We start from the raw sequence: 12,440 nt of genomic DNA, 5'->3' as shown, positions 1-12,440 counted from the left end.
CGTTCTAGTCCGAAGGAGGTGGGTAAGTGACGCACCAGTACGAACTCATGGTCATTCTGACCCCCGAGATCGACGAGCGCCAGGTCGCCCCTACGCTCGACAAGTTCCTGAAGGTCATCACCAACGATGGTGGCTCGATTGACAAGGTCGACATCTGGGGCAAGCGCCGTCTGGCTTACGAGATCCAGAAGAAGAACGAGGGCATCTACGCCGTCGTCAACTTCACCGCGACCAGCGAAGCCACGCAGGAGCTCGACCGTCAGCTGAAGCTGAACGAGCAGATCATGCGCACGAAGGTCCTCCGCTCTGAGGAAGCTCAGGCGATGGTCGCTTCGGAGGCGAAGCGCTCTGAAGAGAAGGCAGCCCGCAAGGCCGCCAAGGCTGCGAAGGCCTGAGTCCGATGGCCGGCGAAACAGTCATCACCGTGGTGGGCAACCTCACGGCCGACCCCGAGCTGCGTTACACGCAGAACGGACTGCCGGTGGCGAACTTCACCATCGCTTCGACGCCTCGGAACTTCGACCGCGCCGCCAACGAGTGGAAGGACGGCGAAGCGCTGTTCCTCCGTGCGTCGGTCTGGCGTGAGTTCGCCGAGCACGTGGCGGGTTCGCTGACCAAGGGCATGCGCGTCATGGCGCAGGGCCGTCTGCGTCAGCGCTCCTACCAGGACCGCGAGGGCAACCAGCGCACCGCGATCGAGCTGGAGGTCGACGAGATCGGCCCCTCGCTTCGGTACGCGACTGCACAGGTCACCCGTGCGGCCTCGAACGGTGGCGGCGGCGGTGGCGGCGGACAGTCGCGTCCCGCTCAGCAGCAGCAGGTGTCGGAGGAGCCGTGGTCCACGCCCGGCTCGTCGACCAGCGCCGATGCCTGGAGCACTCCGGGCAGCTTCGGCGACGACACCCCCTTCTGAAACAGGATCTCCGGATGCTTCGGCATCCGTCTCAAAACTAAGGAAAAGCAATGGCTGGAAAGTCGAGCGGCGACCGCCGCAAGCCGCGGAAGGGTGGCAAGCCCACCGCTCCCGCGAAGTCGATCCGGGTCGGAGTCATCGATTACAAGGATGTCTCCACCCTCCGTAAGTTCGTCTCGGAGCGCGGCAAGATCCGCGCCCGTCGTATCACCGGTGTTTCGGTGCAGGAGCAGCGTCTGATCGCCACGGCGATCAAGAACGCGCGCGAAATGGCACTCCTGCCCTACGCTGGCGCCGGCCGGTAAGGGGTAACGAGATGGCAAAGCTGATTCTCACGAACGAGGTCGCCGGGCTTGGTAGCGCCGGTGACGTGGTCGAGGTCAAGAACGGGTTCGCCCGTAACTACCTCATCCCCCAGGGCTTCGCTACGGCGTGGACCCGCGGTGGCGAAAAGCAGGTCGCTTCGATCCAGGCTGCTCGTCAGGCGCGTGCGATCCACGACCGCGACGAGGCCGTGGCACTGAAGAACTCCCTCGAGAGCACCAAGGTGCGCCTGGCCGTCAAGGCCGGCAACGAGGGCCGCCTCTTCGGTTCGGTCAAGACCGATCACATCGCGGATGCTGTCGCAGCCGCGGGTCTCGGCTCGATCGACAAGCGCAAGGTGCACATCCCGTCGGCGATCAAGTCGACCGGTGAGCACGAGGCCACGGTTCGTCTGCACGACGACGTGACCGCAGTCATCACCCTGCAGGTCGTCGCCGCCAAGTAAGGCGCGACGCTCTCGAACGCCCTCTGTCCTTCGGGACAGGGGGCGTTCTGCGTACCCGGCCGGGTCGTGCCGGTTCACGGGGAACGTTGAGGGCGGGGGAGGGCACGACGGATGCCCCGCGCTGGGGACGCGGGGCATCCGTGAGCAGTGCGGCATCGCAGACCGCGGGCGGGGCTGGGGACCCACGCTCATCGCGTCACGGGATCCGCACACCGACGGTGCCGCATCTCCTCCCCCGAGGATGACGACACCGCCGGGGTCTGGGCTACGCCGTCACGTGGCGACGGCGCAGCATCCCGGCTCCGAGGAGGAGCAGGAGAGCGGCCAGCGCCGCGTATCCGAGCGACGAGGAGCCACCGGTCATGGCGAGTCCCTGCGCGGATCCGGCCGCGGTCACCGCGCCGCCGGTGGCGGCGGCTGCAACGACGGTCGCTCCGGGGCCGGTCGCCGGTCCCGTTCCCGGGTCGGTGCTCGGGTCCGTGCCCGGGTCAGTGCCCGGGTCCGTTCCGGGATCAGTCCGCGGGTCGGTACCGGGGTCCGTGCCCGGAGTCGTACCGGGGCCCGTCACCGTGCTCTCGCCGCCCACGGCGATGGCGTTGCCACCGATCGTGATCGGAAGCGCGATCGGTGCGGTGACCTGGGTGCCGCCGAGGATGCCGTCGTCTCCGGTGGTGGTGCCGCCGGTCGATCCGCCCGTGGTGGGGGCGGTCGTGCCGGTGCCGCCGGTGACGGCGCTGTCTCCGAGGACGGAGATGGCGTTGCCGGTGGCGGTCACGGGTGCCGTGACGGGCGCGGTGACCTGGGTGCCGCCGAGGATGCCGTCGTCACCGGTGGTGGAGCCGCCGGTGGTCGACCCTCCTGCAGCGGGTGCTGCCGGAGCCGTGCCGCCCGTGACGGCGCTCTCTCCGAGGACGGAGAACGCGTTGCCGGTCGCGGTGACGGGTGCGGTGACGGGAGCGGTGACCTGAGTGCCGTTGCCGACACCATCATCGCCCGACGTCGTAGCTCCCGTCGCGGGAGTCGTCGGAGCGGCGGGGGCGGCCGGAGTCGCACCGCCGTTCGCCGAGCTCTCGCCGAGGACGGAGATGGCGTTGCCGCCGACGTTCACCGGTGCGGTGACGGGTGCGGTGACCTGGGTGCCGCCGAGGATGCCGTCGTCACCGCTGGTGGAGCCGCCGGTCGAGCCGCCCGTGGCGGGTGCTGCCGGAGCCGTTCCGCCCGTCGCCGCGCTCTCTCCGAGGACGGAGATCGCGTTGCCCGAGACGGTCACGGGTGCGGTGACCGGGGCGGTGACCTGCGTCCCGCTGCCGATGCCGTCATCGCCCGACGTGCTCGGGGTGACCGAGCCGCTCGTCGGGGTGCTCGAGGAGGCCGGTGCTGCGGCATCCTGTCCGAGAGTCTCGCTCTCGCCGAGCAGTGCGACGGAGTTGCCCGACACGGTGACGGGGACATCGACGTGCAGCAGGGCCTGGGTGCCCGACAGCAGTCCGTCGACGCCGTTCGTCGTGATCGCCGGAGCTGGCGCGGTGGGGGCCGGGGCCTGGGGAGCCTCGGCCGGCGCAGCCGGAGCCGTGTCGCTCGACGAGTCGCCGAGCACCGTGATCGCGTTGCCGGTCACCGTGACGGGCACTGTGACGTCCACGACGGCCTGGGTGCCGGATGCGGCGCCGGAATCGCCGCTCGTGGTGGGAGCGGGAGCGGGAGCGGGCGCCGGTGCGGGCGCCGGTGCGGGTGCCGGTGCGGGTGCCGGTGCGGGTGCCGGCGCGGGTGCGGGAGCCGGGGCAGGCGCTGGGGCGGGCTGCGCGGAGGAGCTTCCGAGGACGGAGATCGCGTTGTCGACGATCGTGACGGGCACCGAGATCGGTGCGACCGCCTGGGTCCCCGAGAGAAGTCCGTCTTCTCCCGAGGTGTCTGCCGCATTGGCGGCCGTTGCGCCGAGCAGGGTGATTCCGCCGGCGAGAAGCGTGCCCCACAGGGCCCGCTTGATGAAAGTACGCATGATGACCTTCTCCTGACTGAACTGGGTGTGTCTGGATGGGTGCGTGCGAAAGAGCTTGTGCGCGCGCAGCACGGCATCTGTCGTTCACGAGGAACGACCGGACAACCCGTCAGTCAGGAGAGACGTCGGTGTCGGCGACCAGAGACGTCGGAAGGACGTCGTCGGGTGCACCGGGGGTGCGTTCCACAGCACGGAACGCGGGAACGCCCACGTCGCTGAGACGCGCGTGGGAGAGAGAGGATGCTCCGCCGGAACCAGCGGAGGAAGACGGCGCCACGGGTCCACCGACGGGCGGCGAGACGGGCGTGCCGCCCTCGGGTTCGGGCGCACTCGTGGCCGGAGCAGCGGGGGGAGCCACCGGCTGAGGAGTGGATGCTGAAGACCCGCCGGCGGCCTGCACACCCGCGGGCACAGGTGTCGCGGGCAGCGTCGAGATCGCGATGGCGGTGTCGACGGAGCCGCTCACGGCCGCGCCGGGAATCGACGGGCCGCGGTCGGGCGCCGTCGGGTCGAGGGATCCGAGTACCGGAGGAACGGTGTTCTCGACGACGTCGCCCACGATCTCCGTGGTGGTGTCGACGACGCCGACGACGTCATCCAGCAGTGTGTTGACGCCGAGTTCGTCGAGCAGGTGTCCGACGCCCGGGAGTGCTGCGAGAGCATCCTGCACCGGGGTGACGAGCTGAGAGGCCGGGGCATCGGTGAGAAGATCCGTCACGGGAGCGACGACCGCCTCAGCGGTGTCGGCGACAGCCTCCACGACGGGAGCCGCGGGAGGCCCGACGACGGGGACGTGGACGACGGCTTCAGAGACGTGTTCGACGACCGGGGGAGCGGCCTGCTGCACGGGGGCGACGACCTGCGTCACGACGGGGGCGACGACCTCGGTGACGACCGGCTTCACGACCTGCGTGACGACCGGCGAGGTCACGGCGGTGACGGTGTCGCCGACCGACGACACGGTCTGGCTCACGAGTGAGGTCACGCCGTCGAGCAGGGGAGCATCCGAGTTCTCGTCGGCGTGCGCAGAGGACCCTCCGGTGAGGACGGTGATCGCGGCCCACGCGATCGCGCCCAGGCCACCCCAGAGGGCGATGGCCGGTAGGCCGCGCCGGGTTGCCTGAGCGTTCACGTCGACTTCCCTCCCCCGAGAGACGATCGTTCGTCCGACGCACGTCGCGTCGATTGGGGGTGACGATACTCCCGGTATTCCGGCATGTCTAGAGTGATCTGCTCGAAAACGGCGACATCGCCCCCACATTTCCAGGGGTTGCGAAGTGTGACGCGCCCGGTGAAATCTCGGCTTGACTTTCCCCAAGTTCTACACATCCCGTACCGGATTCGATGAACCTTCAATGCTCAGTTGAAGCACTTTCCCATCCACAGGGTGGGGAAACTGAAAACCGCAGATCAACGCTAAAAAGAAAAATGCGATTCGACGTAGTCCACCGGGTTATCCACATGCGTTCTGCACAGACTCTCCGGACTTGTTCGCACGCTTTCCACAGAGTTATCCACAGGCTCTGTTGCGACCGAAAACCCTCGCTCGTAGCGTGGTCGAGCGACCCGATGTCGGAGGCTGCTGGTTCGCTGTGCAAGACGGCTACGAACGGCTTCGGCGGCGCAGTACGACACCACGGCAATGCCTCCGCCCCACCAGCTCGTCGCATCGAAGGGAGCACTGTGTCGATCGCTGACATCTCCGAGGATCGCCTCGGCGGCAAGCGTCCGCCCGAGCGGACTCCGCCGCACGACCTCCTCGCGGAGCAGAGCGCGCTCGGCGGAATGCTCCTCTCGAAGGATGCGGTCGCAGATGTGATCGAGACGCTCAGGGGCGCCGACTTCTACATCCCGAAGCACGAGCTGATCTTCGAGGCGATCCTCTCGCTGTACTCGCACGGAGAGCCGACCGACGTCGTGGCCGTCACCGACGAGCTCATCAAGACGGGTGAGCTCAGCCGCGCCGGCGGTGCCGACTACCTGCACACCCTCACCTCGATCGTGCCCACCGCGGCCAACGCCGGCTACTACGCGGGCATCGTGTCGGAGCGTGCCATCCTGCGTCGTCTGGTCGACGCGGGAACACGCATCGTGCAGCTCGGCTACGACGGTCAGGGCGACGCCACCGACCTCGTCAACAACGCGCAGGCCGAGATCTACTCGATCACCGGTTCGGAGACCACCGAAGACTACGTCCCCCTGCAGATCGCCGTCGACGCCGCCCTCGAGGAGATCGAGGCCGCCAGCGGTCGCGACGGGTCGATGACGGGTGTCCCGACGGGCTTCAAGGAGCTCGACGAGCTCACCAACGGCCTGCACGGTGGCCAGATGATCGTCGTCGCCGCCCGACCCGCCATGGGTAAGTCGACGCTCGCGCTCGACTTCGCGCGCGCGGCATCCATCGGTCACAACCTGCCCTCCGTCTTCTTCTCCCTCGAGATGGGCAAGAGCGAGATCGCGATGCGTCTGCTCAGCGCCGAAGGCCAGATCCCGCTGCAGAACATGCGCAAGGGAAACCTCGACCCTCGCGACTGGACCACGGTCGCGGCGACCCGAGGCCGCATCAACGATGCTCCGCTCTACATCGACGACAGCCCGAACATGACCCTGGTCGAGATTCGCGCGAAGTGCCGTCGTCTCAAGCAGCGCGAGGGTCTGCGCATGGTCATCATCGACTACCTGCAGCTGATGACGTCGGGCAAGCGCGTCGAGTCTCGTCAGCAGGAGGTCTCGGAGTTCTCCCGTAGCCTCAAGCTCATCGCGAAGGAACTCCAGGTTCCGGTCATCGCCCTGTCGCAACTGAACCGTGGTCCCGAGCAGCGTCAGGACAAGAAGCCCGCGATCAGCGACCTGCGTGAGTCCGGCTCGATCGAGCAGGACGCCGACATGGTCATCCTGTTGCACCGTGACTCGGTCTACGACAAGGACGTGCGTCCGGGCGAGGCCGACCTGATCGTGGCCAAGCACCGTAACGGTCCGACCGCGACGATCACCGTGGCCTTCCAGGGCCACTACTCGCGCTTCCACGACATGGCGCCGGGCGGCGACTTCAACTGAGTGGATCGCGTCCCTCGGGGACTCCACCGAGGAGCTGAGGCTGGTGATGCGTCAGGCCCTTTCGCCCCAGCCGACGGGACACAAGAGAGCGGCTGCGCAGAGGGAATTCTCGGCGCAGCCGCTCTCAGTCCGGTCGACGGCGAAGGGCAGTGTCAGCGGACCCGGTCTCGTTCTTCGGTCGCCGCTCGAGGTTCGAGAATCGCATTCACGCGGTCGCGCTCGGCCTTGCCCCAGGTCTCTCGGGTGACGAGGAGTCCGCAGAGTCCGATCACCCCGATGAGCATGTAGAACAGTGATCCGCCGACCCATCCGAACGTCGCGGCGAGCGATCCCGCGATGAACGGCGCGAATCCCGAGATGCTCGATGCGAGTTGGTACCCGAGAGAGACGCCCGAGTTGCGGGTGTTGGTGGGGAACAGCTCTCCGAACCACGCTCCCTGAACTCCCGCGAGCGATGCCCAGATCAAGCTGATGCCGATCACGTATGTGAGGACGATCAGCGCGGGGTCGCCACCGTTCGTGAGGAGGAACATCGGGAATCCGAATGCGATGACCGCGATCGTGGCAATGAGATACATGCGTTTGCGGCCGATCCGGTCTGAGATCCAGCCCGAGGTGATGACGGCGGGGATCGCGATGATGCAGGCGACGAGGAGCGCGATCAGCGTGGTCTGCTTCGCTTCAGGGTGATTGGCGTTGATGTTCGAGAGAAGGAAGGTCGCGACGATGTAGTACGCGCAGGACTCCACGATCCGTAGGGAGATGATCTGGATGATGACGCGCCAGTTCGTCCGGACGACCTGACTGAGCGGATTCTTGAGGATCTCTCCGGACTGCTTCGCCTGCTCGAAGTCGGGTGACTCCTCCAGCTTGAGGCGCACGAACAGGCCCACTGCGATCAGGACCGCGCTCGCCAGGAACGGAATGCGCCAGGCCCAGTCGTTCCCGATCTGCGACGACGCGAGGAAGACCACCGTCGCGAGTGCGATTCCGGCCGGGCTGCCGGCCTGGGGGATCGCGGAGTACTTGCCCCTGCTCCGCCACGGAGCATGCTCGAAGGTCATCATCACGGCGCCACCCCACTCAGCCCCATAGGCGAGACCCTGGATCAACCTGACGATGACCAGGATGATCGGCGCGACGAAGCCGATCTGCGCGTAGGTCGGCAGCAGGCCGATCACGAACGTCGCGGATCCCATCACGAGCAGAGAAGTGACGAGAACGGGCTTGCGGCCGTACTTGTCGCCCAGGTAGCCGCCGACGGCGCCGCCGAGGGGGCGTGCCAGGAAGCCGACCCCGAACGTGAGGAAGGCGAGCAGCGTTCCCATCACAGGGTCGCTGGAGGGGAAGAAGGCGGCGCCGAAATATAGGGCCGAAGCGGTTCCGAAGGCGAGGAAGTCGTAGTTCTCGATCATCGCCCCGGTGCCGGCTGCGATTGCCGTCTTCAGCTTCTGAGGCGAGCCGAGGGCGGCTAGCCGCTCCTGTTCAGCCGTGCGTTGAGTCATGCCTATCTCCTTTGATGTGGCTGTTCGTGTTCACCGCAGAATCCGTTCGACGAGCTTTCCGTCGACCATCTCTCGAAATTTCGGCACGCCGGTGATGCGTGTGAGGGAGTGTGCCACCCGGGCGCGGCTCAGGCTCAGCGCCCGGGTGGGAGGTCTGGTGGAGAGGTGCGGTCGACTGTCAGTCGGCCTGCGGATCTTGCTTCAGTTCGTGGATCTCGATCATGTTGCCCGCGGGGTCTGTGAGGAAGATCTGGTACCAGCCCTTGACCGACCAGATCCCCCAGTCATCGAACGGGATGCCGTTCTCGGTCAGCTGCGCCTTCACGGCTTCGATGTCGTCGGTGCGGAACGCGAAGTGGCCGTTGATGAGCGGGTTGACCTGGTGCCCCTCCTGTGCGGCGAGGTACGGCTGCCTCCGGGTCGCGTGCAGCTGGAGTTCGGTCGGATCGCCCGCGTTGAAGAACTTGGCGCCCTCGTCCCACTCGGCGTCGCCGTCGTCGCCGTCGTTGGCGCTCGTCGCGATCATCGGCGGAGACGGAAGCAGCTCAAGCCCCAACGCGTCGCGGTAGAACGCGGCGAGCGTTCCCATGTTGTCGGATGTCACGTTGACGTGGTGAAGTCTGAGGTTGGCCATTCGCGGTCCCTTTCGTTGCTTGGTGCGATCCTTCCAACCGCGATTGATCGTGTCCAATACCTAAACAGGTGTCTACTGATGAGCGTTCGAAGCTCAATCGCTCAGCGTCGATCAAGAGCAAAAATGTCGAAATCCCGGTCCGGAAAGGTATTGGACCGTCCTCTGTCGTGCGGCATATGGTGCAGGAAGCCGCGTATCTTGCGGTCCCTGACCAATGACGGAGAACAGGTGCGCTCGTGAGTGACGTGAAAGACCAGGATGATCTGAAGATCGGCTTCATCGGAATCGGGGCGATGGGACTGCCTATGGCCCGCAATCTTCACGACGCCGGATTCGCCGTGACGGTCGTCGACCCGTCTGAGCATCAGCGGGGTCGCGCTGAAGAGATCGGCATGACGGCTGCCGCGAGCGCTTCAGAGCTGGGCGACTCGACGCTCGTGATCATCATGGTGGCCAACTCTGCGCAGCTGCTCGGTCTCTTGGACGAGCAGGCGCTGTTCGGTAAAGGCAGCCTGCTCCGTACTGCGATCATCACGTCGACCGTCGGGCCTCCGGCTGTACACGAGTTCGCCCAGCGGGCCGCCGCACACGATGTCGAGGTGATCGACCTGGCAGTGACGGGTGGCGTCGCAGGCGCCACCGGTGGGACGCTCACGCTTCTCGCCGGCGCCCCGTCCGCCGCGATCGATTCCGCACGCCCCATCCTGGAGAGGCTCGGAACGGTCACGATCTGCGGCGATCGACCCGGCGACGGACAGGCGGTGAAGCTGGTCAACAATCTGGTGGCCGCGGTGAACCTCGCCGCCGTCGCAGAAGGGATTCGCTTCGCGGCGGGCCTGGGGCTCGACCCCGCGAACGTGGTCGAGATCATTCGAAACGGCGCCGCCGGTTCATGGATGCTGTCTGAGCGGGGCCCTCGAATGGCAGTGCCGCGAACGGAGCGCTCTTTCGACACCCACGCCGCCATCTTCGCGAAGGACACGGCATTGATCGGTGCCGTGGCCGAAGACCACGGCACGAAGGTTCCCCTGCTGGGCGTCGTCGAAGCCCAGTTCGCCCGTGCGGTCGAGGCCGGCTGGGCGAACGAGGATGACACGTGCATTGTGGACCTCGAGTTCTGAATCCATGAAGGTCTTCATCACCGGCGCCGGGGGCTTCATCGGCGGCAGCGTGGCGAGAGTGCTGATCGATAGCGGACACACGATCCGAGGACTCACGCGAAGCGAGGCTGGAGCGGAGAAGCTTGCGGAGCAGGGCATCGAACCGCTGATCGGGTCGTTGGACGATGCGAAGATCCTCGCGGACGAGTGCCGATCCGCCGATGCGGTCATCAGCGCTGCCGACGCGGATCATGCGGACTCGGTCACCACGATGCTGCGTGCTCTCGAGGGTTCGGGCAAGTCCTTCGTCCATACGAGCGGATCGAGCGTGGTCGGGGACGACGCGCGGGGCGAGCGAGCGACCGACTCGCTCTTCGACGAGGACACGCCCTTCATCGTCCAGCCACGCAAGGCTGCACGCCATGCGATCGACAATGCCGTACTGGCAGCATCCGAAGGAGATGTCCGGAGCGCGGTCATCTGCCCGAGTCTCGTTTACGGGACCGGGCGGGGATCGAATCCGGGGAGCATCCAGGTGCCGTTCCTTGTCGAGCAAGCCATGAAGGCGGGAGTCGTTCGAGTGGTCGGCACCGGTCGGAACAGATGGTCGACGGTGCACATCGATGATCTCGCCGACCTCTATAGACGCGTACTGCTCGACGCTCCAGCAGGAGCGTTCTACTTCGCGGAGAACGGCGAATCGTCGTTCGCGGAGATCGGTGCTGCCATCGCCGACCGACTCGGCCTCGGTGAGGTCGAGTCCTGGGACGCTGATGACGCGGCCGAGAAATGGGGCCCGGCCCGAGCGTACTTCACGTACGGAAGCAACAGCCGCGTCCGAGCGAAGCGTGCCCGCCGAGAGCTCCGATGGGCTCCGGACCACGGTTCGGTTCTCGAGTGGATACACGATTCGACATCGCTGGAAGGAAGGTAGCAACCCATGATCCTCGAAGTCGCAGACATTCGTGCACCTGAAGGTGCATCAGCAGAATTCGAGGCGGCGATCCGTCTCGGGTTGGAGAATGTCCTCTCGACCGCGGACGGCTTCGTGAGCTATCGGCTCCTCGCCGGCCTCGAGAGCCCGGACAGATATCTCCTTCTCATCACCTGGCAGACGATCGAGCATCACACGATCGGATTCCGCAACTCGTCGCTGTACGACGACTGGAGCAGCATCGTTCGACCGCAGTTCGCGTCCGCGCCGCAGGTGGAGCATTTCACCGCTGTGCTCGATTCAGGTTCCGAGGCCGGCGCGCCGGCTCCGGAGAGCTGATCGCCGACCGTCGAAGCCGGGGGATGGACGGGACGCCCCCACCACGGGGGAGGCGGCAGAAAGGGCGCCCCATCCGATGCCGTCATATGGGCGGCACCCCAGCTGTCGCGTTACAGCGCGACAGAGCTGTGACGCAAGCGTGACACCAGCGCGCCCCGCGCGCAAGCCCTATTGTCGATCGGTATGCCGGGTCAACGGCAGGGCCGCGATGACCCGGCACGGCCGTGACTACCTGCGCGGCGGGTTCAGCGGCAGCCACTCCTCGAGCGTGGTCTCGAAGATGTGGGCACCCTCGACCGGGATGAGCGTGCGCTCCTCGATCTGCGCACCGTAGTAGGGGGCGCTGTCGTCGCGGACGACCGTGCGAGGATCCCCACGGAAGGCGAGCGCGCGGCGCGCGAACTCATCCATGCCGAATGTCTCGGGTCCGGCGATCTCGATGTCACCGGTCGGCTCGCCTGCGGCGGCGCGCGCGACCGCGGTGGCCACATCCTCTGCCGCGATCGGCTGGATGAGCGCCCCGGGCAGAGTGACGGTGTCGCCCTCGGTCGAGATGTCGGCGATGCTGCCGACGAACTCGAAGAACTGCGTGGCGTGCACGAGCGAGTAGGCGATGCCGGACTCACGGATCAGCTTCTCCTGCGCGACCTTCGCGGCGAAGTACGCGATGTTCTGCGGGCGGTTCGTGCCGACGATCGTGAGGGCGACATGATGCGTGACGCCTGCCTCGGCCTCGGCGGCGAGCAGGTTGCGCGTCGAGGTCGTGAAGAACTCGAGCACGTCATCCGGGGCGAACGAGGGCGAGTTCGACACATCGACGACGGCGTGAGCGCCGACGAGCACGTCGGCAAGGCCTTCACCCGTGAGCGAGTTCACGCCGGTGTTCGGCGACGCGGCGACGGCCTCGTGGCCGTGCTCGGTGAGCTTCGCGACGACTTTCGAGCCGATGAGGCCGGTGCCTCCGATGACGACGATCTTTGCCATGTCCAAGCCTTTCGTGGGGAGACGCCGGGAGTGGCGTCTGTCAGGTATGACCGGACAGCGCCGGTGTGTGTGACGGGTGTCGGCACATCCGTCACAGATCGATCTCCTCATCGGTCATATCTGTGAGGACGGGGCGCCCACGGTGTCGGTCGGGAGGGAGCGGGTGGATGCTGGAACCATGCACGGAGAGTGCGAGGAGTGACGTG

The 12,440-nt window shown here is 66.6% G+C and carries 13 protein-coding genes; 8 read left to right on the top strand and 5 right to left on the bottom strand.

Annotated features, from left to right (window positions below; translation table 11 throughout):
- Positions 1–26 precede the first annotated feature (26 nt).
- Genes rpsF through rplI form a run of 4 tightly spaced genes read left to right on the top strand, consistent with a single transcriptional unit; the run spans position 27 to position 1,682 of the window.
- Positions 27–395, top strand: coding sequence for a 30S ribosomal protein S6 (rpsF, locus tag JOF42_RS02425; protein ID WP_029264265.1), 369 nt, complete (start codon positions 27–29; stop codon positions 393–395).
- A gap of 5 nt (positions 396–400) precedes the next feature.
- The gene (locus tag JOF42_RS02420; protein ID WP_045253957.1) at positions 401–913 is read left to right on the top strand and encodes a single-stranded DNA-binding protein; all 513 of its coding nucleotides are present in this window, start codon (positions 401–403) and stop codon (positions 911–913) included.
- 50 nt (positions 914–963) lie between these two features.
- Positions 964–1,218, top strand: coding sequence for a 30S ribosomal protein S18 (rpsR, locus tag JOF42_RS02415; RefSeq protein WP_042541518.1), 255 nt, complete (start codon positions 964–966; stop codon positions 1,216–1,218).
- Between the two features lie 11 nt (positions 1,219–1,229).
- Entirely contained in the window at positions 1,230–1,682 is a 453-nt protein-coding gene (rplI, locus tag JOF42_RS02410) for a 50S ribosomal protein L9 (protein WP_210096397.1), read from the top strand.
- 265 nt (positions 1,683–1,947) lie between these two features.
- On the opposite strand, the gene JOF42_RS02405 is transcribed toward rplI, so the two are convergent.
- Both JOF42_RS02405 and JOF42_RS02400 read right to left on the bottom strand, forming a co-directional pair.
- Positions 1,948–3,681 (bottom strand): chaplin family protein, encoded by a 1,734-nt coding sequence (locus JOF42_RS02405; RefSeq protein ID WP_210096396.1) that lies wholly within the window; start codon positions 3,679–3,681, stop codon positions 1,948–1,950.
- Positions 3,682–3,790: 109 nt separating this feature from the next.
- Entirely contained in the window at positions 3,791–4,813 is a 1,023-nt protein-coding gene (locus JOF42_RS02400; RefSeq protein ID WP_307803511.1) for a hypothetical protein, read from the bottom strand.
- 551 nt (positions 4,814–5,364) lie between these two features.
- Here JOF42_RS02400 and dnaB point away from each other — a divergent pair.
- Positions 5,365–6,738, top strand: coding sequence for a replicative DNA helicase (gene dnaB, locus JOF42_RS02395; protein WP_056311057.1), 1,374 nt, complete (start codon positions 5,365–5,367; stop codon positions 6,736–6,738).
- Positions 6,739–6,890: 152 nt separating this feature from the next.
- Here dnaB and JOF42_RS02390 read toward each other — a convergent pair whose 3' ends face one another.
- A complete protein-coding gene (locus JOF42_RS02390; RefSeq protein ID WP_210096395.1) occupies positions 6,891–8,243 on the bottom strand; it encodes an MFS transporter in 1,353 nt (450 codons plus the stop codon).
- A gap of 178 nt (positions 8,244–8,421) precedes the next feature.
- Positions 8,422–8,877: a VOC family protein gene (locus tag JOF42_RS02385; protein ID WP_210096394.1), complete on the bottom strand. Its 456-nt coding sequence runs from the start codon at positions 8,875–8,877 to the stop codon at positions 8,422–8,424.
- 236 nt (positions 8,878–9,113) lie between these two features.
- Here JOF42_RS02385 and JOF42_RS02380 point away from each other — a divergent pair, with 236 nt between their 5' ends.
- The 3 genes from JOF42_RS02380 to JOF42_RS02370 are packed head-to-tail and all read left to right on the top strand — an operon-like array spanning position 9,114 to position 11,250.
- Positions 9,114–9,998 (top strand): NAD(P)-dependent oxidoreductase, encoded by an 885-nt coding sequence (locus JOF42_RS02380; RefSeq protein ID WP_210096393.1) that lies wholly within the window; start codon positions 9,114–9,116, stop codon positions 9,996–9,998.
- A 4-nt stretch (positions 9,999–10,002) separates the two neighbouring features.
- Complete coding sequence (locus tag JOF42_RS02375) at positions 10,003–10,911, top strand: NAD-dependent epimerase/dehydratase family protein (protein WP_210096392.1); 909 nt, start codon at positions 10,003–10,005, stop codon at positions 10,909–10,911.
- Between the two features lie 6 nt (positions 10,912–10,917).
- Positions 10,918–11,250, top strand: a complete 333-nt coding sequence (locus tag JOF42_RS02370) for an antibiotic biosynthesis monooxygenase family protein (protein ID WP_210096391.1) — start codon at positions 10,918–10,920, stop codon at positions 11,248–11,250.
- Positions 11,251–11,478: 228 nt separating this feature from the next.
- On the opposite strand, the gene JOF42_RS02365 is transcribed toward JOF42_RS02370, so the two are convergent.
- Positions 11,479–12,234, bottom strand: coding sequence for an SDR family oxidoreductase (locus JOF42_RS02365; protein WP_210096390.1), 756 nt, complete (start codon positions 12,232–12,234; stop codon positions 11,479–11,481).
- Between the last annotated feature and the right edge of the window lie 206 nt (positions 12,235–12,440).

Origin of the sequence: Microbacterium phyllosphaerae, from assembly GCF_017876435.1 — a bacterium.
GTDB lineage: Bacteria > Actinomycetota > Actinomycetes > Actinomycetales > Microbacteriaceae > Microbacterium > Microbacterium phyllosphaerae.
Note: the sequence above shows the minus strand (reverse complement) of the source record. Positions and strands in the feature narration are given on the sequence as shown.

Bases quoted from the DNA above. Each gene is read 5' to 3' on its own strand.
- rplI (WP_210096397.1), top strand. From the start codon at position 1,230: ATGGCAAAGCTGATTCTCACGAACGAGGTCGCCGGGCTTGGTAGCGCC.
- rpsR (WP_042541518.1), top strand. From the start codon at position 964: ATGGCTGGAAAGTCGAGCGGCGACCGCCGCAAGCCGCGGAAGGGTGGC.
- JOF42_RS02365 (WP_210096390.1), bottom strand. From the start codon at position 12,234: ATGGCAAAGATCGTCGTCATCGGAGGCACCGGCCTCATCGGCTCGAAA.
- JOF42_RS02420 (WP_045253957.1), top strand. From the start codon at position 401: ATGGCCGGCGAAACAGTCATCACCGTGGTGGGCAACCTCACGGCCGAC.
- JOF42_RS02390 (WP_210096395.1), bottom strand. From the start codon at position 8,243: ATGACTCAACGCACGGCTGAACAGGAGCGGCTAGCCGCCCTCGGCTCG.
- JOF42_RS02405 (WP_210096396.1), bottom strand. From the start codon at position 3,681: ATGCGTACTTTCATCAAGCGGGCCCTGTGGGGCACGCTTCTCGCCGGC.
- JOF42_RS02375 (WP_210096392.1), top strand. From the start codon at position 10,003: ATGAAGGTCTTCATCACCGGCGCCGGGGGCTTCATCGGCGGCAGCGTG.
- JOF42_RS02385 (WP_210096394.1), bottom strand. From the start codon at position 8,877: ATGGCCAACCTCAGACTTCACCACGTCAACGTGACATCCGACAACATG.
- JOF42_RS02370 (WP_210096391.1), top strand. From the start codon at position 10,918: ATGATCCTCGAAGTCGCAGACATTCGTGCACCTGAAGGTGCATCAGCA.